Source organism: Ruegeria sp. CDSC079, from assembly GCF_059610505.1.
Map to the genome: position 1 here is coordinate 135,098 of NZ_JBXWNT010000010.1, position 19,967 is coordinate 155,064.

The following is a 19,967-nucleotide window of genomic DNA, read 5'->3' on the forward strand; positions in this document are numbered from 1 at the left end:
GAATGTTAAATGGTGAAGCTGTTCTGAGCTCGCTGCTGCCTGTCCCCATCAATCGGTTTTGGGCCACAGGATAGCGAACGTTATATGGTAAAGGACCGACGTTGACCGGAGGAAGATGTCGGTTCATTTTTGTTGTAGAAACTCTCGTTTAGCAAAGGACCTCCAGCTTATGAGGTACTTTATGATCGCTGCAAGCATGGGCATTTCTTCGGTTGCAACGATATCTGCGGCCGACGAGTTTTCGGACCTTGGGAAAGACCTTTTTGTCGAGCATTGCGCCAGGTGTCACGGAGTCGATGCGACAGGAGATGGGCCTGACGCCACTGATTTGAAAACACAGCCTGCTGATTTAACAAAGATTTCCGAACGCCGGGGGGGCGTGTGGCCCATGTTGGAGGTCATGTCGATCTTGGACGGTTATTTGAAATTACAAGAACCACGCGATGACATGCCGATAATCACCGAATTGAATGACGGCCCTGCTGTCGAATTCGATACGGGCAACGGTTTGGTTGCGCGTATTCCTTCCAGACTTATCGAAATTGCTGAGTATTTGGAGAGTATTCAGTCTCCGAAGCCGGAACGGTATGTTCCGTGAAGTTCTGCTCCACAGCTAAGTACGCTAAAGAGTGCTGCGTTGAGTGCCCTGATCTCGCTATTCTTGCCGGAGGCGGAAACAGCAAGGGAGACACGAATTTGCCAGATGCTGTACGACGTATGAGTGACCAGAAGCTAACACTAAGCTGCCATCAGACCACCAGCTTCGCCTGCGATATCGACTATGCAGTCATCGCCGGTCTGAATGCGATTTGCCGGACTTTCCCCTCGGAGTTCTGAATTGGGTGAGGTTAACCAGAATGCGCATTGCCACGGCGTCATTTCACGTGGCAGGGCTTTCAACACTTTTTCCATCAAAGGAAGCGGGGTTCCATCCTCAGCAAACTGGAAAGATGGATAGGCGTTGGCCCCTTTGTAAGGCAAAGAAAGTACCTTCCCGGTTCTTGTCCAGATATCGGCTATCCGCGTGATCTGCCAGGAGCCATTTTGCCATTGTGCGTGCACGCCGGCATCGTCCAACAACGAATACTCAAGCGCAAAATCATCCATCCGGATGTCATTGACTGCGCTACAATGTCCCTCGAAACTATGCAAATACATCTACTTACTCACCGAACTCGCTAACAACTCATGAAACGATACTGACAAGAAATCGTTCTAGCCAAAGTTAAGAAGTTCACATTGGGCGAATTAAACTTCAGCTAACCTCGTTTTTTTAATCTAGCGCGCTGAAATTATTGTTGGTTTGCTTACAATGGCTCGCCGTTCGTATGCTCGTAAAACCAGTTCTGAATTCGTGGCTTTGTTACTCATTGGGGTAGTAATCCTCACAAGTTGAGGGCATTGGCCATGGATCTACCGAACCAATCTCTGGTTTGTGAGTGATCAACATCTACGTATTGGACAAAGCCACCAGTCACTCTGTCCAGTGTTGGAAACGAGTACCGAGGGTGAACTTTCTTTTCTACGATCACGATCCTCTTCGTCTGACACTCCCGCAAAAAGACAAAAGGTCCCGATCCTAAGATTGGCGTGACACCAAGCGCGATGGGGAGGTTTTGCATTTCTACCGATCTAAATTCCTTTCTCAGGTCACAATACGGACTGATCATTCCAAAAATTCTCTACCGCCACCTTGAATTTCTGGACCGACCATTCCACATCTTGCTCATGAGCAAAGAAACTCTCGCAGTTGGCGACATCAAATCACCCGCAGGCCCGGGTAGGCCTCGCGCCTTTGACGAAGCTGAGGCTTTGGAAAAAGCCTTGTGCGTTTTTTGGCACAAGGGCTACGAGACCGCGTCCGTGGACGATCTGACCAAGGCCATGGGTTTGAGCCGTTCCAGCTTCTATGGAACGTTCGTCAACAAGCAGACTTTATTTCACAAAGCCCTCAGGCACTATTCAAGGCGTGGTTTGAAAAATCTGCGTGACGTTGCAGATGCGGGCGGAAATGACCCCGTTGGTGCGATAATGGAAGCTTTGGCGAACCCGCAAGGCGGTCGTGACGGCTGCATGCTGATCAATTGCCTAACGGAACTTGCCCCGCATGACAATGAAGTGGCGGCTCTCGGACGACAGCATTTGGAGAGTATTGACGAGATTATTGCAAGAGCGCTTGAGCCTTCGGATCCGGGACAGGTACTCGACAAGGCACGCGCCTTTGCCTCCCTTGCAATTGGCACGCTAGCCTTGCGCAAGGCGGGCATTCCCTCTGAGCAGATTTCGCAAACCCTGAAACAAGCCCGGTTGGTGATTTCGCCATAAGGCCTCCCGCTACAACAAGGAAATGAAACCTAACACAAACTCAATCAAGAGACAGTGACCCTAATATTGGACTAATTGGTCCAATAATATCTGAACGAAGTTTACCAAAGAAGGAAGCAGCAATGGCTGATGAAAAACTGTTCTCCGGCATCAAAGCTGGTGCAATCGAGCTGAAAAACCGCGTTGTCATGGCGCCACTGACCCGCAACCGGGCAAGAGCCGAAGATGACAGCGTCCATGAATTGCAGACCAAGTACTACGTGCAACGGGCGGGTGCTGGATTGATCATCACGGAAGCTTCGCAAATCTCGCCCCAAGGCAAAGGCTATGCCTGGACACCTGGCATTTATTCCGAAGCACAGATCGACGGCTGGAGAAAAGTGACTGAGGCCGTCCATGCTGAGGGCGGCAAGATCGTGATCCAGCTTTGGCATGTGGGCCGGATTTCGCATACCAGCTTACAGCCGGATGGTGGTGCCCCTGTTGCGCCATCTGCGATCGGCGCTAAGGCCAAGACCTTTGATGGTGAGCAGTTTGTCGAAACATCTGAGCCGCGGGCTCTGGCCGTCGAAGAAATTGCTGGCATCGTTGCTGACTACCGGAGGGCCGCGGAAAACGCCAAGGAGGCCGGTTTCGACGGTGTCGAGGTCCATGCAGCCAACGGATACCTTATCGATCAGTTCCTGAGGGACGAGTCCAACAAGCGTGAAGACGAATACGGCGGTCCTGTCGAGAACAGAGCACGGTTTCTGAAAGAGGTCATGGACGCAGTTGTTGACGTGTGGGGCGCCGACCGTGTTGGTGTCCGCCTAAGCCCGTTCTCGGACGCCAACAACATCTCCGACAGCGACCCGCAGGCGACATTCACTCATGCGGTCAAATTGCTGAATGGCTATGGGCTGGCCTATCTCCATCTTGTGGAGGGACAGACCGGCGGCCCCCGCGATATTCCGAAAGGTGGCGATCTGAAGATGCTCTATGATCTGTTTGACGGTGCGAAAATGGGCAACAACGCTTATGACCGAGACATGGCGATTGAAGCGGTTGAAACCGGAGCCGTCGATCTGGTGGCCTTTGGTCGGCCGTTTATTTCCAATCCTGATCTTGTCAACCGGTTGGAGAAAGGCGCCGCTCTGAATGAGCTCGATCCAACCACGCTCTACGGCGGCAATGAAAAAGGGTACACCGACTACCCGGCACTGGAAGAGGAAGCTGTTGCTGCAGAGTGATACATCGCTCTTAACTCTGTAGTGACAAGCAATACCAAGCAAAGTGAGCGCGTCGGTTTGGACGCGCTCACTTGGCAATTACGGAGATATCCATTCTTGAAGCGAGGATCTATCACAAGCCCTCGAAAGAACTGCTTCCCTATGATCAGGGTCGAATATTTCCAATAAGAATTTACTCTTGATTGAGAAACGCCCGGCTTTAGTTGAAGAAGATGTGTGGTGACTACGATCAATTGAGCGCGTTTCTCGAACCGCGCAATGTTATGGGCAAATCGTGCAAACTTGTGCGCAAAAGTCTTCAATTTTTGTGAGTAAAATCGATGGCGGCGATGCAGCGTTATGAGAACACCTAAAATTTTTATGGGTGCGCGCCAATTTGCAGTGTCAGAACCCCTGCGCTGCGTTTGCACGTGATACGTCACGGAACTGCGCGGTCTTGGCCCGCGACTGATCTCCATGTGTTTTGACCGGTTACTCTGACGTGGACGTCTGCGCGACGTAGTCTGCTATCGCAGCGCGGCTGCCATGTCTCCAGATCTTGGTCAGCCAAAAAGAAAAGGCCTGACCAAAGCGGGTATCACGGCCAATCTCGCCGTAATATTGATCCTGCTCGATCCACAGTTTCGGATCATCTCTGGACGCCAGCGCGATGTGCTGAAGAGCGTCCCAATGGGGGTCGTTTGGCGCAATTTCAGACCCATCCTCGCGCCTGCCTGCACACATCCGGCACCAGAATGCCTCGGCCAGGGCCAGCCCGCTGGGGGCAGGGCCCGAGGCAACTGCGTCACGCAGCGAAGGCAGCAAGAACCCGGGATGCCGTGAGGATCCGTCAAACGCGACACGGCGCGTGGTGTCATGGATGGCGGTGTTTGCAAATCGCTTTTCGACCAGATCAAGATATTCACTTGGTTTAGCGCCGGGGACGGCAGCGACATGCGGGAGGACTTCTTCTGCCTGAACTTTAGCGAAAAACGCCAGGATATCAGAGTCCTGCATGCATCGTGAAATCGTCGGGACGTTCAGGATTTCTCCGACATTCGCAAGCAGCTGATGACCGCCGTTCAAAATACGCAGTTTCATCGTCTCATAGCTATGAACATCGTGGGTCAGTGTGGCACCGACTTGTTCGAGCGGCGGACGCCCTGCGCAAAAATTGTCCTCGATCACCCATTGGCGAAAGTTTTCATGTGAGACAGGGACGCGGTCATCGATTCCAAGCCCGTGGCATTGCGAAACAACCTGCTCTGTCGTAGCGGGTACAATGCAATCCACCATCGAATTGGGAAATGCGCCATATTGGTCGATCCATGTGGCTAGATTCGGGTCAGACATACGCGCCAAACCAACAATGCAGTTTCGCAGGATCACCCCGTTGCCCTGAAGGTTGTCGCAGCTGAGCGTGGTAAAGGGTTTCAAACCCTCCTTCTTGCGCTGTCGAAGAGCTGCAACAATGGCGCCAAACGCGGTTCGCGGCTGGTCTGGATGGGCGGCATCGTATCGAATGTCTTCGTGATCGGCGTTGAACGCGCCGGTATTGGCGTCCAGAAAATAGCCGCCCTCGGTCACTGTAAGCGACACAATCCGGATGGACGGATCGGCCATCTGCCGGATCAGCGTCGCATTGCCCTCTTCGATTGGCAGGTAGTCGATCATGGCTCCGACAATTTCGGCGGATATTCCCTTTGGATCCAGCTCGATCAGTGTTGTCAGAAAGTCCTGCGCCAGCAACCTCTCTCGCATTTCGGCATCATAGCTGCGGACACCGGCCCCAATGATCGCCCAGTCCAGTGCTTGGCCCTGTTGCATCAACTGGTGGATATACCAGGCCTGATGCGCGCGGTGAAAATTGCCCAGCCCGATATGGACGATGCCGGGTTTCAGGTCTGTGGGCAGGTAATTCGGTGTCCTGACAGTCGCAGGCAAGTCTGCAAAGCTGTCGCGCCGCAGCCGCACCGGGGGATTTGCGTTTGCCAGAGGATCCATCAGCTCATCCAGTTCCCGCCGTCGACATTATAGGTTTGCGCGACGATATACAGCGCCTCGTCTGAGGCCAGAAACACGGCCATTCCGGTCAGGTCCTCGGCACGGCCCATTCGTCCGAGCGGCACCGCTGCGGCTACTTCGCGTTTCTTCTGCCCGGGCTCTTTGCCCTCATGCTTTGCAAAAAAGGCGTCCACACCATCCCAGTGTTCGCCATCGACAACCCCCGGAGCAATGGCATTTACGTTGATGCCGTGTTGGATCAGGTTCAGCCCTGCAGATTGGGTAAGCGAAATGATAGCGGCTTTGCTTGCGCAATAGACGGCGACCAGAGGCTCGCCCCGTCGTCCGGCTTGCGATGCCATGTTGATGATCCGGCCTTTGGTCCCGTGTTCGATCATGTGGCGCGCGACGGCCTGCATCGTGAACAAGGCGCCCGAGACATTGATGTCAAAGACGCGGTTGTAGTCGGCACGCTCGATTTCGATGATGGGTGCTGCGGTAAAGATGGCAGCGTTATTGATCAGAATGTCGATGGGACCGAAATGTGAAGCCGTCTTTGCCACCGCGGCATCGATGCTCTGCTGGTTGGTCACATCCGTCTCGATAGCCAAAGCGGCCTCACCGATTTCGGCGGCCGCGGCTTGCGCGCGCGCGCCGTCAATGTCGGCCAGCGCGACACGGGCCCCTTCGGCAACATAGGCTTTGGCAAAGGCCAGTCCGATGCCACGCGCGGCCCCGGTAATCAGGGCGGTTTTACCGACCAGACGTGTCATTCGATCCGCAGGCCCTTTGCGTCAAACCGATGGATCACATCCGCGCGTGGCGTCAGATAGATGCGGTCGCCGTGGTTGAAGCCAACTTCACCCCCCGCTCGTACGGTGATCGTGTCCGCAAGGCCGGTTTCGTGAATGTGGAAGAACGTGTCCGAGCCCAGATGTTCGGAAACCCCAACCACCCCGGACCAGGTGCCGGAACTGTCGGATACCTCCAGATGCTCGGGGCGGACCCCGATCGTGTGGGCGTCATGTTTCGCGGCCTCTTCGCCCGCAATGAAGTTCATTTTGGGTGATCCGATAAAGCCCGCGACGAATAGGTTTCGGGGAGTTTTATACAGCTCGAGCGGGCTGCCGACCTGTTCGATCACACCGGCCTGCAGCACGACGATCTTGTCGGCCATCGTCATCGCCTCGACCTGGTCGTGGGTCACATAGATCATCGTGGTTGCAAGGCGCTTGTGCAGCTCGCTGATTTCAAGCCGCATTCCAACGCGCAAGGCGGCGTCGAGGTTCGAGAGTGGCTCGTCAAACAGAAACGCCGCAGGCTCACGTACGATGGCGCGGCCAATGGCAACGCGCTGGCGTTGACCCCCGGACAGTTGGCCCGGTCGGCGATCCAGGTAATCGGTCAGGTTCAGGACATCAGCAGCGCCTTCTACGCGGCGGTCAATCTCGGCCTGATCCAGCTTGGCCATGCGTAGCGGGAATGCGATGTTCTTGCGCACCGTCATATGCGGGTACAGCGCGTAGGATTGGAACACCATTGCCAGACCGCGCTTTGCGGGCGGCACATCGGTGGCATCCGCCCCGTCAATGTCGATATTGCCCGAGGTGATATCCTCCAGCCCGGCAATCAGCCGCAACAAGGTGGATTTACCGCAGCCAGAGGGGCCGACGAAGACAGTGAACTCGCCATCTTGAATGGTCAGGTCCAGCGGCGGAATGACTTCAACGTCGCCAAATTTCTTGGTCACGGATTTGAGTTGAATGCGTCCCATGCGGAGTTTTCCTTATTTCACGGCGCCGAAGGTCAGGCCGCGGACAAGTTGTTTCTGGCTGAACCAGCCAAGGATCAGGATTGGTGCGATTGCCATGGTCGATGCCGCGCTGAGTTTGGCAAAGAACAGGCCCTCGGGGCTGGAGTAGCTGGCGATGAAGGCCGTCAGCGGTGCCGCGTCGACTGCGGTCAGGTTGAGGGTCCAGAACGCCTCGTTCCAGGCGAGGATAAAGTTCAACAGGATGGTCGAGGCGATACCGGGCACCGCCATCGGCGTCAGCACGTAAAGGATTTCTTCCTTCAGCGTTGCCCCGTCCATGCGGGCGGCTTCCAGGATCTCGCCGGGGATTTCGCGGAAATAGGTGTACAGCATCCAGACAATGATCGGCAGGTTGATCAGCATCAGAACCACCACCAGACCCGCGCGGCTGTCCAAAAGCCCAAGCCGGATGAACAGCAGGTAGATCGGGTATAGAACACCGACCGCAGGCAGCATCTTGGTGGACAGCATCCACAGCAGGATGTCCTTGGTGCGTTTTGATGGCACAAAGGCCATCGCCCAGGCGGCGGGCACCGCGATGATCACGCCCAATATGGTCGAACCGCCCGCGATGATGACCGAATTCCACAGGAACCGCATGTAATCCGAGCGTTCCTGAACGATGGCATAGTTTTCCAGCGTCCAGTCAAAGTTCAGAAACAGCGGCGGGCTGGCGATGGCCTGTGCTTCGGTCTTGAAGCTGGTCAGGATGGTCCAGAGGATCGGGAAAAAGATCAGCAGCCCAACGGCCCATGCCAGGGCGGTGTTAAGCGACTTGCGACGGGGTGTAACTGAGCGGCTCATATCGTTACCTCCTCACGCGTCCAGGTTCTTGCCGACGATGCGCATCAGGAAGATCGCAACGATATTGGCAAGGATGATTGCATAGACACCTCCGGCTGATCCAAGGCCGACGTTCTGGCCCTCTAGCACGCGCTGGAAGATCAGGTAGGTGAGTGTACGGGTGCCGAAGGCGCCGCCGGTGGTCACGAAGATTTCAGCGAAGATCGACAGCAGGAAAATGGTCTGGATCAGGATCACGATAGTGATCGCGCGGCTTAGATGCGGCAGGATGATATGGTAAAAGCGCTTGAGCGGTGGCGCGCCGTCCATTTCCGCGGCTTCCAACTGTTCACTGTCCAGCGACTGGATCGCGGTCAGCAGGATCAGCGTCGCAAATGGCAGCCATTGCCACGATACGATCATGATGATTGACGTCATCGACGCCTCGGATAGCCAGGAAACTGGCTCAGCCCCGAAAAAGCGCCACAGATGGGCCAGCAACCCGTTGACCGGGTCCATGAACATGTTCTTCCAGACCAATGCGGAAACGGTCGGCATCACAAAGAACGGTGCGATCACTAGGATGCGGACAACGCCTTGGCCCCACATCGGCTGATCCAGCAGCATTGCCAGAAGGATGCCCAGAACAACCGTGATGGCAAGCACGCCGCCGACGATCATCAGCGTGGCCTGAACCGCGGGCCAGAAGGAACTGGAGGAGACGAACCGGACGTAGTTGTCCAAGCCGACCCATCCCAGATCACCGCCACGCAGGGGCAGGTATTTCTTGAAGGAAAAATACAGCGTCATCGTCAGAGGCACGAGCATCCAGCCAAGAAGCAGGATCACTGCAGGTGCCATCATCAGGCGGGCAACTGATCGGGAATGTTGAGTAGCCATGACGCAAAACCTCTCTGTTCAGGCATAGCTCAGCCTGCGAGAAAAACGCGAGTTGTGGAAGGGTGAAGCGGGGGACAGACCTCTGTCCACCCGCTGGGAAGGAGGCCTTAGTAGCCTGCGGCTTCCATTTCTTCGGCAGTGAAGGCTTGCGCTTTGGCAAGAGCTTCTTCTACCGTTTGCTGCCCGGCATAAACTGCCGAGAACTCCTGGCTCACCTGCGTGGCGATACCTGCGAATTCCGGGATCGCTGCAAACTGAATACCAACGTAAGGCACTGGCTTTACAGTCGGATTGTTCGGATCAGCCGACAGGATCGAGTCCAACGTCATCTTTGCGAACGGAACCGCCTGATAGTCCGGATTTTCGTACAGCGACGTGCGTGCGCCCGGAGGCACGTTGGCCCAGCCTTCGTTTTCGGCTACGAGTTCGATGTAGTCTTTGGATGTTGCCCACTCGATGAACTGTTTGGCCGAGTCTGCTTGTTCCGTACCAGCCGGAATTGCCAGAGCCCACGCCCACAACCAATTCGAGCGCTTGCCAAGCCCCGTGTCGGGTGCAAGTGCAAAGCCGACGCTATCCGCGACTGTCGAGTCGGTCGGGTTGGTCACGAAAGAGGCCGCAACCGTTGCGTCGATCCACATGCCGCATTTGCCCTGCTGGAACAACGACAGGTTTTCGTTAAATCCGTTAGTGGCGTAACCTGCGGGGCCGGACTCGTTCATCATACCTACGTAGAAGTTCAACGTGTCAGCCCATTCAGGCTGATCGAACTGCGGCTTCCAATCTTCATCAAACCAGCGCGCACCAAAGGAATTGGACATCGCTGTGATGAAAGCACCGCCTTCGCCCCAACCGGCCTTGCCGCGCAGGCAAATACCGTTGATATCAGCGTCGCGATCGGTCATCGCAGCAGCCGCTTCGCGGATGAACTCCCAAGTCGGAGCGTCCGGCATTTCCATACCCGCTTTTTCCATCAGGTCAGTGCGATACATGATCATCGAGCTTTCGCCGTAGAACGGAGCCGCGTAGAGCGTTCCATCATGGCTAAGGCCGCCTGACATGGCGGGCAGGATGTCACCTACGTCGTATTCATCCGACAGCCCGTCCAGGGGTACCAGCCAGCCGTTCGCGCCCCAGATCGGCGTCTCGTACATGCCGATGGTCATGATGTCGAATTGGCCACCTTTGGTCGTGATATCCGTTGTCACGCGCTGGCGCAGCACGTTTTCTTCCAACGTAACCCACTCGACATCGATGCCGGTCGCTTCGGTGAATTTATCGGTATAGCCCTGCATCCGGATCATGTCGCCGTTGTTCACGGTCGCTATTGTTAAGGTATCCGCTTGGGCTGCTGCCGTGGCGACGAAAGTCATTGCTGTCGCCGCACGAAGTGCGTTCTTGAGATACATCCTTGTCCTCCCTGAGCTTGGATGTTGTTTGGACAGGGTAAGGGGAAAATTGTCGCGGCGTCAATAAAAACTTTACGCGCGTTAATTTTTGATCATGCGGAGTCTCTCAAAACAAGTCGTGCAGGAAACAGTGTTTCCGTCCTCTCGTTAAATTTCCCTCCATTTTCAATGAGTTCAAAGAGAGTTTCGACGCTGCGCCCCGCTACATTGTCGTAGTCATGGGCGGCCGTTGTCAAAGACGGGCAGGTAAACCTTGAGAAGGGATGGTCATCGTTTGAAGCGACCCGCAACGCGCAGTCTTTCTTGCGACCGACCCGAATCCCTTGTTCGTAACATGCCGAAAGAAACCCGATTGCCAGGCGGTCGTTGCTGCATAAAACCGAATCCGTTTTCAGCTCTTGCCGCTCCAGAACTCCGGCGGCTCCATGTTTGCCAATCTCTTCAAATGCCCAACCCTGGCCGTCGATACTAATGACATGTGGTTCAAAGCCGAGCTGTTCCATCACTTCAATATAGGCGTGGCGCCGCTTATTAGCATTCGGGTTTGCTGGCGTTCGCATCTCAAAAAATGACGGCGGTTCGCCGGTGCGGGTCATGTATTCGACGGTTTGTGAGACGAAGCTGAAATTGTCCGATCCGATAAACGCCGCGCCCAGGCCTTCTAGATTACTGTCAAACAGCACGGTCGGCACATTGGCGCAAAACTTCTCGATCGCTGACCGGTCCGAGGTACGCCCCAAAGGCGCCAGCAGCACCCCGGCAGGCTTCATGGATTTCAGCCCGTCGAGAATTTCGATTTCCAGCTTTGGGTCACCATGCGAGCTGAAAAGGGACGGGCGATACCCCGCAGCAATACAGCTTTGTTCCAGATAGCGCGCGATTTCGGCAAAGAACGGATCGGCAAGATAGGGAACCACGATGCCGATATTCTTGGTCAGCTTCCGATTCTGGTTCACCGCATAGATGTTGGGGCGATAGTCGAACCGCTCAAGCGCCTCTTCGATACGGAGCCGCGTTGTCGGCCGAACACTGTCCGGATCCTGAAAATACTTCGATACGGTAGGCCGAGAGATGCCGCTGAGGGCCGCAAACTCTTCCATGTTCCTGATCTTCGTCATGCCAGTCTGTTCGTCCGCCTTGATCTTATCATAGTTTTACATATTCTTTGCGCGCGCAAAAAAATCAATAGCCTGGCCGGTGACACCAGAATTATACAGGGCAAGGGGTGTAAATGTATCTCGGGATCGACATCGGAACCTCAGCGGTCAAGCTGGTCTGCGCGGATGCGGGGCGAATTCTTGCGACCTCTTCCGTGGGGATCGGGACGTCGTCGCCACAGCCCGGCTGGTCCGAGCAGAACCCGGAGATTTGGTGGCAGGCGACGCGCGATGCGTTGGGCCTGCTTGCCGGCGAAATTTCCCTGTCGGATGTGAAAGCAGTCGGATTGTCGGGGCAGATGCACGGGGCCGTGCTGTTGGACCGCGACCAATGCCCCATCCGTCCGGCGATTCTGTGGAATGACAGCCGCGCGGTCCGCGAATGCGACGACATTCGCGCGGCACAGCCGCAGGTTGGTCACATCGCAGGCGTCCTGCCCTTGCCCGGCTTTACGGCGCCCAAGATTGCCTGGCTGAAACGGCATGAAACGCACAATTATGCTCGACTCTCCCATATCCTGCTGCCCAAGGACTATGTCGGGTTCCGCCTGCATGGTGAGCTGGCGACGGATACCTCAGACGCTGCCGGGACGATGTGGCTGGATCAGGCCGCGCGTCGTTGGGATGCCAGACTGGCCGAAGCGACGGATGTTGCGGTGGATTGGCTGCCGCAGGTCTTCGACGGCCACACTGTTGTTGGCGCAGTGACAGCGCAAGCTGCAGCTGAGACCGGATTGAACTCCGGCGTGCCTGTCGTGGCCGGGGGAGGGGATGCGGCAACCGGTGCGGTGTCATTGGGCGCAACTGAACCTGGACGTGGGTTTATCTCGTTGGGGACATCCGGTCAGTTGTTTGTTGCGGATCGTAAATACAAGCCCAACCCCGAACGCTATGTCCATGCGTTTGCGCATACATTGCCCGACCGCTGGTATCAAATGGCGGCGATGCTGAACGGGGCAAGGCCCATTTCGTGGATTGGTGATCAGCTGGGGCTGTCCGCTGCCGAGGTTGTCGGGCTTGCTGAAACCGTCAGCGGTGATCGCGTGCCCATTTTCCTGCCCTATCTGACAGGTGAGCGCAGCCCCCTGGGGGACCCGCATATTCGAGCCTGTTTCTTTGGCCTTGAGGACGCTACAACGCGTGCCGAGATCTGCCGCTCGGTGGTCGAGGCAATCGCCTTTTGTTTTGCTGATGCGGCACAGAGTTTTGGCGACACCATTGACAGTTTGCCAGAGCTTGCAGCGATTGGCGGGGGCAGTCGATCTGATCTGTTGCTGGGTCTGATTTCAGCTGTAACCGAGAAGCCCATAGTGCGTTCAGTGGGGGCGGAGTCCGGCCCGGCCTATGGCGCCGCCCGGCTGGCGGCCTGTGCTGACGGTGCGCTGACCATAGCTGATCTGGCCGAGCAACCTGCGACGACGGACAGGTTCGAGCCTGTAGAAATGCATGCGTTATTTGAACGCCTGGGGCGGTTTCGGCGGCTCTATACTGCCGTTAGCACCGTGGACTGATCGCCCTCTCAGCTAAGGTCTTTGAACATGAAGGTTGTTGGTTCCAGCCGATCATTTTCCGGGCTGCGGCAGTAGTTCGGAATCTCTCCGGCAATTTCAAACCCAAGGCTTTGATAGAGGAGGAGCGACGGGTCCGTGCTGCGCGTGTCCAGCACCAAAAGGGACCGCCCCAGTTCGCGTGCCCGCGCCTCAACCGCCGCCATAAGCGCCCGCCCAATGCCCCGCCGTCGCGCGCGGGGATGAACAAGCAGCTTGGACACGTCGGCGCGATGCGCTTGGTTGGGCATCGCGGCAGGCACCAGCTGTGCGGTGCCGACAATCCGTTCGCCATCACGATAGACGAATATCTCGGCCGCGCCGGTCTGGATGTTTGGCCAGACATGGGACTGCCAATAGCGCAGCGCGTCGCCCGACGGAAATGGCTGAATGAACCCGATACTCGCCCCGTCATGCACGCAGGCGTGCAGTATCTCTGTCAGATCGTTCAGGGCTTGGTTCAGATCATTGGCCGCCAGTCGTAAGATCATATCAGCACCATCAGGTACCGAGCACCTCGGTCGGCTTGGGTTTCGAACCGTGTCGGGCCAGACAGGTGATAGCGCAGGCAATCCCCGCTCGTCAGATGATGCGCGGTTCCATCCACGGTCAGGGTCAGGCCACCGTCCAGCATGATCAGGTGATGCTCCTGCCCGTGTTTTGGCGGCGTGTCATAGGTGATCACAACGCCTGGGGGCAGATGGCCTTCCATGACCTCTCCGCCAAGACCCGCGGCCGGAGGGGAGACGGATCGGCGGGTAAAGCCGGTTTCGGGGTCGCGCCATTCGGGTTGATTTTCGAAGGGAACGCGGGGGGCGAAACTGTCCTCGACCATCATCAATAGACGCGACATCGGCAGCCCATAGGCCGCACATAACCGGCCCAGAGTTTCCGCGGTGGGGCTGACATCCCCCTTTTCCAAGCGCGACAGGGTGGCCCGGCTGACACCGCTGTGTTCCGCCAACTGATCCAGCGACCATCCCCGCGTTTGGCGAAGTTGATTCAGGTGGTTTGCAAGGCGGTCGGATAGGGTATCAGGCATGGCTCGTATATGGGAATCATTTCCGTATATGAGATTATTGACCAGAAAACATAACTTCACAATAGAAAAAGGGCGCAGAAAACTGCACCCTTCTGCTCGATAGAATGAAAGATTACTTCCAGCCGGCCTCGTTAAAGATCTTCTGTGCCTCGGGGATGTTTTTGGCGACCTGGGACAGGTTGATCTCGTCGGCTTTGAACTCACCCAGCGCTGCCACGTTATCCGCAAGGGCGACGCCTTCGACCGCCGGGAATTCGTCATTGCCGTTCGAGAAATAGACCTGCGCCTGATCGCTGGCGAGGTATTCTAGGAACTTGATCGCGTTGTCCTTGTTCGGGGCATTTGCCGCCACGCCGGCACCGGACAGGTTCATGTGCGCGCCTTCGGCTTCTTGCGCCGGGAACTGGACGCCGATCATGTCAATCTCAGTGCTCAGGCCTTTGACGTCTTTACGCATTGCACGGGCAAAGTAGTAGGAGTTCGAAACGGCGATCTCGCATTCACCCGAAACAATGCCGCGCAGCTGGTCAGTGTCGCCGCCTTGCGGTTCGCGCGCCATGTTCGCGACCATGCCTTCGGCCCAGGTCTTGGCGGTTTCCGCACCGTGGTTTGTGATGATCGAGGCCAGCAGGGTCTGGTTATAGGTGTTGCTGGACGACCGGATGCAGACCAAACCTTTGTATTCGGGCTTGGCCAGATCCAGATAAGACGCGGGCGGGTTGGTCACATCGGCCTTGTCAAAGAAGATGATCCGCGCGCGCTGCGAAAAGCCATACCACTGGTTGTCTTCGTCCTGCAGGTTGGCGGGAATACGTTCTTCCAGAACCGCGCTTTCGACCGGCTGCAGGATACCCGCGTTCTTGGCACGCGCCAGACGCGAGGTATCAACGGTCAGCAAGATATCCGCGGGTGAGTTCGCGCCCTCGGCCTCCATCCGAGCAATCAGCTCGTCCGCTTTGCCTTCGATGCGGTTGATGGTGATACCGGTGGCCTCTTCGAAATCGGAATAGAGGCGTTCGTCGGTGTCGTAGTGGCGCGAAGAATAAAGGTTCAGTTCGCCCTCGGCAGCGGCAGAGGTCGCGATCAGGGCCGTAAGGGCGGCGGCAACGCAGGTAGAGGATTTCAGCATCATGTGTCCCAACATTGAAAATCGGCGCGGGTAATAACCCGACTGAAATGGTCAATTAAACGATTCTCAGGGGGATGCAAGAAATTCCGACAAAATTAGTTGGTCAAATCACTGCCAACATGTCGCTGGCCCCGACCAAGTGGTGCGGCACAGCGGGGCCTTAGGGTCGGCAAAGCCGATCCTGGCTACGCCGTCATGGCTGGCCTAGTCGTGTTGATTTAAAAACTGAAAGATCGAGAGATGCTGCTTAGCGCTTTCTCTGTCTTTTTTCAGGTTCAGGTGGAGACGGGTCCGGGACAGGTGCGGGGGCCGGCTCAGGGTCTGGGTCGTCGGTCAACACCGGTTCTTTTTTCAGCATGACCTGTGTGACAGCTTCCATATATTTCTGCAGCAAGACCGGAGGATCGGCCGGGGCCAGTTTGATGGTCAGCCTGCTTGCACCTTCTTGGCTGTAAGCATAGCGCGAGGAATAGCTGGCATTGACCTGCGCTGCGACAGGGCCCCAACCACCTTTGACCGAAGCGCTGCCCGCTTTTTCGGTTTGCTTAGTCATTGAGATCGCCATTTTGACCTCAATTTCGGCTTCTTGCACCGCGTAGAATGCGGGTAGAAAGCCCATGGAAACCAAACTGAATTCTTTGGGGGGGCCATTGGGATTGGACAGGTCCGGAAGCTGGATCTTCTGATCGGCCATATATTTGGCGACATCTGTAGAATGTCGATCCAACTCGGTCTGCGACTCGGCAACGGAAAGCGCAAGCTTTTGAACCATTTCCGCAAACGGGACGTTTAGCAGTTCCTGCCCGATACTCATTTCCAATCTCCTCTGTTAATTCAGTCTTTCTCAATAATTTGCGTGGCGGTCCGCCTCCTGACGGAAAAAGTGACCTTGGATGCGTTCTGGCTGATCGCCTGTTTTCGGGCATTCGTCGCGATTTGGGCTTTGGTGCCGTCCTGACCCAACCCAACAACCGCTTCGACTTTGACGTTGTCGATGGTGAAATCACTGCTGCCATCAGACCCGGCGAGGATCTGTTCACCCAGGGCTTGCGAGAATTCCTGAGCGTTGACGACCTGTGTGTCAGGATCGTCCGCTCCCATTGCCGCGCGGCCCTCGGCCATCGGGTTCATCACCGGGTTACCCGCGCCCATCAACATGCCGCCGCTGCCTTCTTCCAGATCGTCGATCCGTTCTTGGAGGTCGTTGATCGTCTCGAGCAGCGCGACTTCGCGCGCCTCCATTGCCGTCATGCGGTTTTCAAGTGACTGAAGCAGAGTGGTGAATGCCTCGGGCATCTCGGTGACGCGGACATCTATGGGCGCTCTTTTGGGGGCTTTGACTTTCTTAGTTGCCATCATTGCCATCCAAAGATCTGCTCTCATCTACGGGACCGGGCGCGAAACGCATTCGCATCGTGGACGCGCTTTTGGAATCGAGCGTGTCTGTCTGAGTCAATTTCGGGCCAAAAATAAAGGTGCCAATCCTGCTGCGTTGGCCTTCTTCGGTGGAACTGCTCATCTCCATGACGACCTTCAGTTCCACATCGACATCCTGCATGTGATAAAAGACCGGCGGGATGCCAAGATCGCGCAGTTCCTGGGGATAGTTCTTCAGCGCTTTCAGCTGATCAATGCTAAGCTGTTCGGCCGCCTGGGCCACACTGCGGCCTATATCGGCTACCATGTCGGTCAGAGTTGTTCCGAATATCTTGTCCAGATCATCGTTGGCCAATCCGACCTCCCGTCATAAAATCACGGAAAGCGTAGCACGAGATCGCCCTATCACAACGTTGAATCTTAGAACCGAACTTTCTGAGCGAATTCCTGCAGTTCCGTCCGCATTACATCTGGTTGAAATGCCGGACAAAAAAAACCGCACCCGAAGGCGCGGTTCTTTGAATTCAGTATGTGCAGTTCTTAGCCCTGACGAGCTTTGAACCGACGCTGCGTCTTGTTGATCACGTAGACGCGGCCTTTGCGACGCACAACCCGGCAATCACGGTGCCGGTTCTTGAGCGAGCGGAGCGAGTTCTTGACCTTCATGGGTCTGTCTCCAATCTGCGGCGCCTTCATCAAGGACGTGGCCAGCGCCTGGGTTTGCGGGTGCCCCGGAAATCCGAAGCAGTGAGTTCATGGTGGGCGGTACAAGGATCGAACTTGTGACCCCTTCGATGTCAACGAAGTGCTCTACCGCTGAGCTAACCGCCCATGAAACCGTCGCGTGGCCAACCCCATAACGAAATGGGGCGCGGAACCCCGCGCCGGTAGCGGGGTCTATAAAAGGAGTCGCAAAAGGGTTCAAGGGGTTTGGTAGAACTATTTTCCGGTCTATGTTTGGTGCGAACAAGGAGTCGCCATGCAAAACGCTGCTTACCTACTGGATATGCCTGCCAAGCGCACGTCCTGTGTGGTTTTTTCCTCTCCGCATAGCGGTCGAAACTATCCAAATGGGTTGATGAAGCGGTCGGTTCTCAGCCAAGATGTGATTCGTTCTTCCGAGGATGCTTTTGTGGATCAGTTATTTTCATCAGCGGCGGACCATGGTGCGCCACTGATTTCGGCGATGATGCCACGCGCCTATGTCGATCTGAACCGCAGCGCAGAAGAGCTGGATCCAGCCCTTATTCAGGGCGCGCGCCGCCAAGGCCATAACCCGCGGGTAGCGTCCGGGCTGGGGGTGATTCCGCGTGTGGTCGCCAATGGTCGAGAAATCTATCGCGGTAAGCTGACCATGGATGAGGCGCGTCTGCGAATCGATACCTGTTGGCGTCCCTATCATGCCCGGATCAAATCGTTGCTGGCAGAATCGCATCAGGAATTCGGGCAGGCGATTCTGATCGACTGTCATTCGATGCCGCACGAAGCCGTGGCCCTTGCGTCCACAGTCAATTCCAGACGTCCCGAGATCGTGCTGGGGGATCGGTTCGGTGCCTCTGCAGCGCCAGAGGTCGTCGAACAGATAGAGGCCGCTTTCGTCTCGGCGGGTCTGAGCGTGGCCCGAAATACGCCGTTTGCCGGGGCCTATGTGACCCAGACCTATGGACGCCCCAGCCGCCACCAGCATGCTGTACAGATCGAGATCGACAGATCCCTGTATATGGATGAAAGCAGGATCGAGCCGAATGACAATTTCGCTGCCTTCAAAGAGACCCTGGGCGAAATCATCATGGTTATTGCGCGGATCGGGCCTGAGCCGCTGCAGCTTGCAGCCGAATAACCTCAGCGAAGGGCACGTCCTTTGACGATGGCATCCGTCCCAAAGCGGCGGCGAATCTCATCCGTTGCGCGTTCGGCCTGCGATCTGCGCGAGGCATCCGGGTCCAGCAGATCCCCTGAAATATCCGCCTGATCCTCGGGGCACAGATCCGACAGGCCACACCCCAACAGCCGATAAGGGCCCTGATCACCAACCTGATCGAACAGCGCCCGTGCTGTGCGATAGATCCGATCGGCGATCTGCGTGGCATCGCGAAGAGAAACGCGTCGTGTAATGAGTTTGTGATTGGCCCGTTTCAGTTTGAGCGTCACAACCCGCCCGGCCAGCCCCTTGGCCTTGGCCCGATCCGAGACTTTTTCGGCCATCCGCCAAAGGTGCCCATCCAGAATGTCGGCATTGGCCGTATCTTCAAAAAAGGTCGTTTCGTTGCTGATGGACTTCATCGGTTCATGTGCCGAAACCCGGCGCTTGTCCTGACCGCGGGCCAGATGCCACAGCCGGTAGCCCATGGAGCCAAACCGCGCGGTCAGATCCTCTTGGTCCCAGCGCAACAGGTCCGAGAACAAGCGTATGCCTGCGCGGTCCAGCGATTCCTGCGCCGCAGGGCCTATGCCCCAGATCAGGCGCACTGGCTTGTCGTTCAAAAACGCGGATGTCTCTTCCTCGCCGATCACCGAAAATCCGCGCGGCTTGTCCAGATCGGATGCGACCTTGGCCAGAAACTTGTTATGTGACAGCCCGATTGACCCGGTCAGCCCCAACTCGTCCTTCATCCGTTTGACCAATCGTGCAAGCATGACTGCGGGAGGCGCACCGTGCAGACGTTGCGTGCCGGATAGGTCCATGAACGCTTCGTCCAGCGAAAGCGGTTCAACAATCGGCGTCAGCTCGTCCATCATCGACCTGATTTGGCGCGAAGCCTCGGCATAGACCGACATGCGCGGTTTGATCACGACAGCGTCGGGGCATAGTTGCAACGCTTTGAACATCGGCATTGCCGAACGGACGCCGCGAATCCGGGCTACATAACAAGCCGTAGACACAACACCGCGCTTGCCGCCCCCGATAATGACGGGTTTGTCGGCCAACTCCGGATTGTCCCGTTTTTCGACAGAGGCGTAGAAGGCATCGCAATCCATATGTGCGATGGACAGGTCAAACAATTCAGGATGCGTTTTGATGCGCGGGCTGCCGCAGTCCGGGCAGCGGCGTTCCTTCGTCAGTTCTGTCAGGCAATCTCGGCAGAGGCCGGGCATTTTCTTTTCCCGTCTTCCATGCGGTCCGTAAGGTTCGGTGACTATATCATTCGCATGCCACGGGCAAAACCCGCACAGTGAGGGTAGGAACCAGATCTGCCAAAAGAAGGCCCCCCGCAAAGTGGCGGGGGGAGGTGACGGACCTCAGGAAGAGATGGTCCGCGGGGAGTATCACCT

Annotated in this window: 21 protein-coding genes and 1 tRNA gene; 5 read left to right on the forward strand and 17 right to left on the reverse strand. The window is 56.4% G+C overall.

Annotated elements, in window-relative coordinates; genetic code table 11:
* Positions 1 to 181 precede the first annotated feature (181 nt).
* The gene (locus AC2FIC_RS17890; RefSeq protein WP_496693115.1) at positions 182 to 598 is read left to right on the forward strand and encodes a c-type cytochrome; all 417 of its coding nucleotides are present in this window, start codon (positions 182 to 184) and stop codon (positions 596 to 598) included.
* A 140-nt stretch (positions 599 to 738) separates the two neighbouring features.
* Here the strand turns inward: AC2FIC_RS17890 and AC2FIC_RS17895 are convergent, their stop codons facing one another.
* Positions 739 to 1,107 carry a hypothetical protein gene (locus tag AC2FIC_RS17895; RefSeq protein ID WP_282022420.1) on the reverse strand — a complete coding sequence of 123 codons (369 nt, stop codon included), beginning with the start codon at positions 1,105 to 1,107 and terminating at the stop codon, positions 739 to 741.
* Between the two features lie 621 nt (positions 1,108 to 1,728).
* Here AC2FIC_RS17895 and AC2FIC_RS17900 point away from each other — a divergent pair.
* A complete protein-coding gene (locus tag AC2FIC_RS17900) occupies positions 1,729 to 2,325 on the forward strand; it encodes a TetR/AcrR family transcriptional regulator (protein WP_496693114.1) in 597 nt (198 codons plus the stop codon).
* Between the two features lie 122 nt (positions 2,326 to 2,447).
* Positions 2,448 to 3,554, forward strand: a complete 1,107-nt coding sequence (locus tag AC2FIC_RS17905) for an alkene reductase (RefSeq protein ID WP_496693113.1) — start codon at positions 2,448 to 2,450, stop codon at positions 3,552 to 3,554.
* Positions 3,555 to 4,025: 471 nt separating this feature from the next.
* Here AC2FIC_RS17905 and AC2FIC_RS17910 read toward each other — a convergent pair whose 3' ends face one another.
* The 7 genes from AC2FIC_RS17910 to AC2FIC_RS17940 form a co-directional block, all read right to left on the reverse strand.
* A complete protein-coding gene (locus tag AC2FIC_RS17910; protein WP_496870199.1) occupies positions 4,026 to 5,537 on the reverse strand; it encodes a mannitol dehydrogenase family protein in 1,512 nt (503 codons plus the stop codon).
* Positions 5,537 to 6,310, reverse strand: a complete 774-nt coding sequence (locus tag AC2FIC_RS17915; RefSeq protein WP_496693111.1) for an L-iditol 2-dehydrogenase — start codon at positions 6,308 to 6,310, stop codon at positions 5,537 to 5,539. Before AC2FIC_RS17915 ends, AC2FIC_RS17910 begins: the two co-directional genes overlap by 1 nt.
* Positions 6,307 to 7,311, reverse strand: coding sequence for an ABC transporter ATP-binding protein (locus AC2FIC_RS17920; RefSeq protein WP_142639543.1), 1,005 nt, complete (start codon positions 7,309 to 7,311; stop codon positions 6,307 to 6,309). Before AC2FIC_RS17920 ends, AC2FIC_RS17915 begins: the two co-directional genes overlap by 4 nt.
* 12 nt (positions 7,312 to 7,323) lie before the next feature.
* Entirely contained in the window at positions 7,324 to 8,154 is an 831-nt protein-coding gene (locus tag AC2FIC_RS17925) for a carbohydrate ABC transporter permease (RefSeq protein WP_142639541.1), read from the reverse strand.
* 12 nt (positions 8,155 to 8,166) lie between these two features.
* Complete coding sequence (locus AC2FIC_RS17930; RefSeq protein ID WP_142639539.1) at positions 8,167 to 9,033, reverse strand: carbohydrate ABC transporter permease; 867 nt, start codon at positions 9,031 to 9,033, stop codon at positions 8,167 to 8,169.
* A gap of 107 nt (positions 9,034 to 9,140) precedes the next feature.
* The gene (locus AC2FIC_RS17935; protein ID WP_271951885.1) at positions 9,141 to 10,442 is read right to left on the reverse strand and encodes an ABC transporter substrate-binding protein; all 1,302 of its coding nucleotides are present in this window, start codon (positions 10,440 to 10,442) and stop codon (positions 9,141 to 9,143) included.
* Between the two features lie 92 nt (positions 10,443 to 10,534).
* Positions 10,535 to 11,560, reverse strand: coding sequence for a LacI family DNA-binding transcriptional regulator (locus tag AC2FIC_RS17940; RefSeq protein ID WP_271951883.1), 1,026 nt, complete (start codon positions 11,558 to 11,560; stop codon positions 10,535 to 10,537).
* A gap of 113 nt (positions 11,561 to 11,673) precedes the next feature.
* Between AC2FIC_RS17940 and xylB the strand changes: the two genes are divergently transcribed.
* Positions 11,674 to 13,110, forward strand: a complete 1,437-nt coding sequence (gene xylB, locus AC2FIC_RS17945) for a xylulokinase (RefSeq protein WP_496693110.1) — start codon at positions 11,674 to 11,676, stop codon at positions 13,108 to 13,110.
* Positions 13,111 to 13,118: 8 nt separating this feature from the next.
* Here xylB and AC2FIC_RS17950 read toward each other — a convergent pair whose 3' ends face one another.
* The 8 genes from AC2FIC_RS17950 to AC2FIC_RS17985 form a co-directional block, all read right to left on the reverse strand.
* Positions 13,119 to 13,637: a GNAT family N-acetyltransferase gene (locus AC2FIC_RS17950; protein ID WP_496693109.1), complete on the reverse strand. Its 519-nt coding sequence runs from the start codon at positions 13,635 to 13,637 to the stop codon at positions 13,119 to 13,121.
* A complete protein-coding gene (locus tag AC2FIC_RS17955) occupies positions 13,634 to 14,188 on the reverse strand; it encodes a helix-turn-helix domain-containing protein (protein ID WP_496693108.1) in 555 nt (184 codons plus the stop codon). Before AC2FIC_RS17955 ends, AC2FIC_RS17950 begins: the two co-directional genes overlap by 4 nt.
* Positions 14,189 to 14,300: 112 nt before the next feature.
* Positions 14,301 to 15,317, reverse strand: a complete 1,017-nt coding sequence (locus AC2FIC_RS17960; RefSeq protein ID WP_496693107.1) for a Fe(3+) ABC transporter substrate-binding protein — start codon at positions 15,315 to 15,317, stop codon at positions 14,301 to 14,303.
* A 247-nt stretch (positions 15,318 to 15,564) separates the two neighbouring features.
* Entirely contained in the window at positions 15,565 to 16,131 is a 567-nt protein-coding gene (locus tag AC2FIC_RS17965; protein WP_271951874.1) for a hypothetical protein, read from the reverse strand.
* A gap of 20 nt (positions 16,132 to 16,151) precedes the next feature.
* A complete protein-coding gene (locus tag AC2FIC_RS17970; protein WP_142639525.1) occupies positions 16,152 to 16,673 on the reverse strand; it encodes a hypothetical protein in 522 nt (173 codons plus the stop codon).
* The gene (locus AC2FIC_RS17975) at positions 16,663 to 17,049 is read right to left on the reverse strand and encodes a hypothetical protein (RefSeq protein WP_271951870.1); all 387 of its coding nucleotides are present in this window, start codon (positions 17,047 to 17,049) and stop codon (positions 16,663 to 16,665) included. The genes AC2FIC_RS17970 and AC2FIC_RS17975 overlap by 11 nt, the downstream gene beginning before the upstream one ends.
* Before the next feature lie 185 nt (positions 17,050 to 17,234).
* The gene (gene ykgO, locus AC2FIC_RS17980) at positions 17,235 to 17,360 is read right to left on the reverse strand and encodes a type B 50S ribosomal protein L36 (protein WP_008562923.1); all 126 of its coding nucleotides are present in this window, start codon (positions 17,358 to 17,360) and stop codon (positions 17,235 to 17,237) included.
* Between the two features lie 90 nt (positions 17,361 to 17,450).
* A tRNA-Val gene (locus tag AC2FIC_RS17985) sits at positions 17,451 to 17,525 on the reverse strand.
* A gap of 148 nt (positions 17,526 to 17,673) precedes the next feature.
* Here AC2FIC_RS17985 and AC2FIC_RS17990 point away from each other — a divergent pair.
* Positions 17,674 to 18,534, forward strand: coding sequence for an N-formylglutamate amidohydrolase (locus tag AC2FIC_RS17990; protein WP_496693106.1), 861 nt, complete (start codon positions 17,674 to 17,676; stop codon positions 18,532 to 18,534).
* A gap of 2 nt (positions 18,535 to 18,536) precedes the next feature.
* Here the strand turns inward: AC2FIC_RS17990 and AC2FIC_RS17995 are convergent, their stop codons facing one another.
* Positions 18,537 to 19,790, reverse strand: a complete 1,254-nt coding sequence (locus tag AC2FIC_RS17995) for a DNA polymerase IV (RefSeq protein WP_496693105.1) — start codon at positions 19,788 to 19,790, stop codon at positions 18,537 to 18,539.
* Positions 19,791 to 19,967: the final 177 nt, after the last annotated feature.

Coding starts and splice junctions, on each gene's coding strand:
- AC2FIC_RS17890 (WP_496693115.1), top strand. CDS start 182: ATGATCGCTGCAAGCATGGGCATTTCTTCGGTTGCAACGATATCTGCG.
- AC2FIC_RS17895 (WP_282022420.1), bottom strand. CDS start 1,107: ATGGATGATTTTGCGCTTGAGTATTCGTTGTTGGACGATGCCGGCGTG.
- AC2FIC_RS17900 (WP_496693114.1), top strand. CDS start 1,729: ATGAGCAAAGAAACTCTCGCAGTTGGCGACATCAAATCACCCGCAGGC.
- AC2FIC_RS17905 (WP_496693113.1), top strand. CDS start 2,448: ATGGCTGATGAAAAACTGTTCTCCGGCATCAAAGCTGGTGCAATCGAG.
- AC2FIC_RS17910 (WP_496870199.1), bottom strand. CDS start 5,537: ATGGATCCTCTGGCAAACGCAAATCCCCCGGTGCGGCTGCGGCGCGAC.
- AC2FIC_RS17915 (WP_496693111.1), bottom strand. CDS start 6,310: ATGACACGTCTGGTCGGTAAAACCGCCCTGATTACCGGGGCCGCGCGT.
- AC2FIC_RS17920 (WP_142639543.1), bottom strand. CDS start 7,311: ATGGGACGCATTCAACTCAAATCCGTGACCAAGAAATTTGGCGACGTT.
- AC2FIC_RS17925 (WP_142639541.1), bottom strand. CDS start 8,154: ATGAGCCGCTCAGTTACACCCCGTCGCAAGTCGCTTAACACCGCCCTG.
- AC2FIC_RS17930 (WP_142639539.1), bottom strand. CDS start 9,033: ATGGCTACTCAACATTCCCGATCAGTTGCCCGCCTGATGATGGCACCT.
- AC2FIC_RS17935 (WP_271951885.1), bottom strand. CDS start 10,442: ATGTATCTCAAGAACGCACTTCGTGCGGCGACAGCAATGACTTTCGTC.
- AC2FIC_RS17940 (WP_271951883.1), bottom strand. CDS start 11,560: ATGACGAAGATCAGGAACATGGAAGAGTTTGCGGCCCTCAGCGGCATC.
- xylB (WP_496693110.1), top strand. CDS start 11,674: ATGTATCTCGGGATCGACATCGGAACCTCAGCGGTCAAGCTGGTCTGC.
- AC2FIC_RS17950 (WP_496693109.1), bottom strand. CDS start 13,637: ATGATCTTACGACTGGCGGCCAATGATCTGAACCAAGCCCTGAACGAT.
- AC2FIC_RS17955 (WP_496693108.1), bottom strand. CDS start 14,188: ATGCCTGATACCCTATCCGACCGCCTTGCAAACCACCTGAATCAACTT.
- AC2FIC_RS17960 (WP_496693107.1), bottom strand. CDS start 15,317: ATGCTGAAATCCTCTACCTGCGTTGCCGCCGCCCTTACGGCCCTGATC.
- AC2FIC_RS17965 (WP_271951874.1), bottom strand. CDS start 16,131: ATGAGTATCGGGCAGGAACTGCTAAACGTCCCGTTTGCGGAAATGGTT.
- AC2FIC_RS17970 (WP_142639525.1), bottom strand. CDS start 16,673: ATGGCAACTAAGAAAGTCAAAGCCCCCAAAAGAGCGCCCATAGATGTC.
- ykgO (WP_008562923.1), bottom strand. CDS start 17,360: ATGAAGGTCAAGAACTCGCTCCGCTCGCTCAAGAACCGGCACCGTGAT.
- AC2FIC_RS17990 (WP_496693106.1), top strand. CDS start 17,674: ATGCAAAACGCTGCTTACCTACTGGATATGCCTGCCAAGCGCACGTCC.
- AC2FIC_RS17995 (WP_496693105.1), bottom strand. CDS start 19,790: ATGCCCGGCCTCTGCCGAGATTGCCTGACAGAACTGACGAAGGAACGC.